Source organism: Pacificibacter sp. (genome assembly GCF_039769035.1).
Classification (GTDB): domain Bacteria; phylum Pseudomonadota; class Alphaproteobacteria; order Rhodobacterales; family Rhodobacteraceae; genus Celeribacter.
Window position 1 is genome coordinate 1 of the sequence record NZ_JBDMZG010000013.1, and the last position, 4,237, is coordinate 4,237.

A 4,237-nucleotide genomic window follows, 5' to 3' on the forward strand; every position below is an offset into this window, starting at 1 on the left:
AATCGAAGAGCTGAAAGTGATTTCCAACGGCATAGTAAATCAGTTTGAACCGCTCATCTCGGACCATTCGGCACGCGGTGTCGTCTTCGCCCCATTCGCCATATAAATGGTCCTTGGTGTCACCGGAAGCCATCGACGTACCGTCGACTGACGCGGGGACGTCAATTCCGCACATATTCAGCAATGTGGGCATCACATCGGCAAGCCCCATCAGGCGGTCGTCTGTCCCATTTTCGAATAACTGCGGAGATTCCTTCGTGCCCATAATGATCATCGGGACATTTGCAGAACTTTCATAGAACAATCGCTTAGCCACGGTGCCGTGGTTGCCCAGCATGTCCCCGTGATCGGACATGAACACGATGATTGTGTTGTCCAGAATACCTTCCTGTTGCAACGTTCCAATCAGCCAGCGGATTTGATGGTCGATCTGCGTGCATAGCGCGTAAAAAGCGCGCCGCGCCTCTAGAATGGCGGGATCAGAGTGCAGCCGCACCCGACCTTGCATCGCAGCCAGGGCGTACGGCGGGTCGTTGTCATTCGCGTGTACCCAATCACCGCAATATGGCGGGTCGATCCCGATATCGCGGTATAAATCCACATAGGCCTGCAAAGGCACGAGCGGGGGGTGCGGGTGGCGGTACCCAAGGTACCAAAAGGCTGGACGGGTCGGATCGCGCCGTTTGATAGTCCGCGCCATGTTGCGCGTCGCCCAGTTCGTTACATGCAGGTCTTCATCAAGGTGCCAGGGCCGCCAGTCATATTGGTTTGTCGACATCCCATGATCGTATTGACGCCCGGTGTGGCCAAGATCCCCAAGAAACATGTCATAGTCATCAACCATCCCGAATTGCGTCCGGCCTTCTTCGTCCAGAAGGACGCTGTCAAAACCGATGCGATCGCGCTGGGGGTAAACGTGCAGCTTGCCCACGGCGTCTGCCTGATACCCGGCATCGCGGAACGCTTGGGGAAGCGTCGTGACATCCGGTATCGGCATCTTTTCAGAAAACGTTCTGTCGCCATGGCTGCGCGGCGATTGGCCGGTCATCAAAGTGCGGCGGGCAGGAATGCACACTGGACATTCAGTATAGCAATTCGTGAACCGGGTCCCGGTAAAAGCGATTTCGTCCAGGCCAGGTGTCTTGATGACCGGGTGGCCCGCAACACCCAGCAATTCGGCGGGCCAGTGATCGGCGCAGATCAAAAGAACATTTGGCCGCTCTTTCACTCTCATCCGGTGTAACCAAGCAGACGCGGGACGAAGAGTACGAAGTCCTCCCAGATCGTGACGATCAGCAACGCGCAGATCAGAATGAACAGAAACGGTAGGACATCACGAATGATGTGGCCGACTTTTGCCCCGGTGACATTTGTGACGATGAATAACAGCATCCCCACCGGCGGCGTGACCAGCCCAATCATTGCGTTGATGACAACGATCACCCCGAAATGCACCAGATCAATATCCATGGCATCAACCGTTGGAATGAAGATCGGCACGACGATCAATAAGATTGGGCCGGGTTCAAGGACGGCACCCAACAGCAGGAACAGGACGTTGAGTGCAATCAGGAACCAGATTGGGGACAGTTCGAATTGTGCCATGAAGGCCGCGAGAGAGCCGGGTATGTTCTCGCGCGTGATGACATAGTTGAACGCCATCGCGCCCATAATCAGCACTCCGACTGCTGCGGTTGACCGCGAGCTGCTGCGTAGTGCACCAAAGAATGCTTTGAAACTGACTGACCTGTAAAACAAGACTGAGATCAGCAAAGCGTAAAACGCCGCTACTGCGGCGGCCTCGGTCGGCGTCATTACACCGCCATAGATACCGCCTAGCAGAATAACTGGCAGCATCAGAGCCGGAAAGGCCTCCCAGGTTAGGCGGGGAATGTCACGCAATGGCGTTGGTTCTTCCACCGGGAAATCCCGCTTGTGTGCAATATAGGCATTGGTGCCCGCCATCATCAGGCCCATCAGCAGCCCTGGCAAAATGCCGGCGGCGAACAGAAAACCGATCGAGGCGTCCGAGACAAGAGCGTACATAATCATCGGTAGTGACGGCGGAATGATCGGGCCGACGGTGGCCGTCGCTGCAGTTATAGCGGCAGCGTAGGATTTGGTATATTTTCCGTCCTTGGTCATCATGTTGATAACGATTTTGCCCATGCCAACGGCGTCGGCGACGGCAGAACCGGACATGCCAGAAAAGATCAGGCTGGACACCACGTTCACATGCCCCAGCCCACCCCGGAACCGGCCGACCAGCGCCTCGGCAAACCGCAGCAGGCGATCCGATAAAGAGCCAACATTCATTATATCGGCAGCAAGGATGAAGAGTGGGATGGCTAAAAGGGTGTACGTGTTGAACAGTCCTTGCAGCACGGTTTCGGTGGCGATTGACGTATCCCAGCCTGCAAGGGCCAAGTACATGATGGTTCCAATCAGCATCGCGATGCCGATCGACAGCCCAAAGACCGTCAGAACGACCATCAGGATAATTGACAGTGTGAATGGCTCAAACATTGCAGTCGCATTCTTTCGTCTTGCTCAAAACCGCCGGATCATCAGGGTGGCCGCGCAGCGCATCCCAAGCCGACATCAGGCAGCGAATGCTGACCGCGATTGAGAACGGCACGTATATCGAGAAAAGCAGAGCGAAATTGACCCGCATATAGGCAGTTCTTTCGATCTGCATAAAGTTAATATAATCGATTGCTTGGGGAAGCGACCAAAGCATAACCGCGGCACAAAAAGTCTGGGCGATCACGTCCATTGCACGCTGAATGTTTCGCGGCATCGCCGTATAGACAATGTCCAACCGGATGATCTCGGGGTTGCGAACAACAAAGGCGTAGCCAAAAAGGATGCCCCAAAGCCACGTCATGGACACGTACTCAATGGTCCAGCCTACCGGCCAGCCCAGAATATATCTGAACCCAATCTGGGTAAGGAAGCAGACAAACATTGAACCAAGCATAAGCGCAGCAATGCCTTCCGCAAATTGCCGCCCCTTCTCAATCGCCTTTATCATCTTGGTTTCGCCCCTAACCGAATTGAAAAGGGGCGGCGTATTAGCCGCCCCATCCTAATCGATACTACTCGACCGCGTTGATCGCGTCGATAAGGCCTTCAGGCCAGTCTGACGCGTATTTGGAGTCCATGTAGACGCCAAGAACGTGGTTGCGGAATGCATCGCGATCCGGGTCGTATACGTTTAGACCTTCGCCTTCGAAGAAAGCGCGCAAGGACTGCTCATCTTCAAGAATGCGTCCCTCGAACGCCTTGCGATACTCGACAGCACAGGAACGCAGTTTGGTTTGTTGCGCCTCAGTCAATGAATCCCACTTGGAACGGGAGACAGAAAACAAGTTGTTAGCGACCAGGTGGTTGGTCAAAACAATCTGATCCGTCACTTCGTAGAATTTCATCCGCTGGGTGCCGGTATAGGGATTGTCCTGACCGTCAACTGCGCCGGTTTGAAGAGCGGTATAAACCTCTGTAAATGCAACTGGCGTCGGATTGGCACCCAAAGCTTCGCCAATGAACTGCCAGACTTCGCCGCCAGGCATGCGGAGCTTGATGCCGGCCATGTCTTCAGGTGTGTTGATAACCTTGTCGCCTTTCAGATTGACTTGGCGCGTGCCAATATAGTTGTTGTCCAGAACGACGATACCAGCCTTGTCCTGAATTGTGGCGAGGAGATCCTCAAGCACACCCGAAGCCCAAACTCTGCGCATGTGGTCATAGTCGGAATACAAATAGGCAGTTGAAAGAATGCTCGATTCCGGAACCTGATTATATAGGTCAGGAATGGCAATCGGGGCCATGTCGAGGTTGCCGCGCTGCATCGCGGTCAGTTCGGTGCCCTGCTTGAACAATGTTGCGCCATGGTATGGCGTGAATTCGAACTCGTCGCCCAGACATGCACCGAAGACGGTGTCGAGCATCGTTGCGCGATAGTGCGTGGCCGACATCGTGCTTGACCAGATAAGTTCAACTTTCTCCTGCGCTATGCCGGGTGTGGCCAGCATGGCAGCGGCACATAAGCCGGATGCGACATTTTTGATGATTGATGGCGTCATTATTTGGTATCTCCCTTGTTTTCTTGAGCGGTAATTGACGTTGCAGCCATTTTCACAAGGCTAAATTGGCCCATACACCTCTCCATAAATGATAAAATTAAAAGTACCCTATATTTTTAAAAATACCAACTATTATTATCTGCGCTGCAGAA

At 53.8% G+C, this 4,237-nt stretch carries 4 protein-coding genes; all 4 read right to left on the minus strand.

Features of this window, described 5'->3' with window-relative positions:
- Positions 1–1,234: sulfatase-like hydrolase/transferase (locus ABF287_RS00930; protein ID WP_347183149.1), on the minus strand; the 1,234-nt coding region annotated here is incomplete at its 3' end.
- Positions 1,231–2,526, minus strand: coding sequence for a TRAP transporter large permease (locus ABF287_RS00935; RefSeq protein ID WP_347183150.1), 1,296 nt, complete (start codon positions 2,524–2,526; stop codon positions 1,231–1,233). The genes ABF287_RS00930 and ABF287_RS00935, both read right to left, overlap by 4 nt.
- Entirely contained in the window at positions 2,519–3,034 is a 516-nt protein-coding gene (locus ABF287_RS00940) for a TRAP transporter small permease subunit (RefSeq protein WP_347183151.1), read from the minus strand. The genes ABF287_RS00935 and ABF287_RS00940 overlap by 8 nt, the downstream gene beginning before the upstream one ends.
- A 64-nt stretch (positions 3,035–3,098) precedes the next feature.
- Positions 3,099–4,085: a TRAP transporter substrate-binding protein DctP gene (gene dctP / locus ABF287_RS00945; protein ID WP_347183152.1), complete on the minus strand. Its 987-nt coding sequence runs from the start codon at positions 4,083–4,085 to the stop codon at positions 3,099–3,101.
- Between the last annotated feature and the right edge of the window lie 152 nt (positions 4,086–4,237).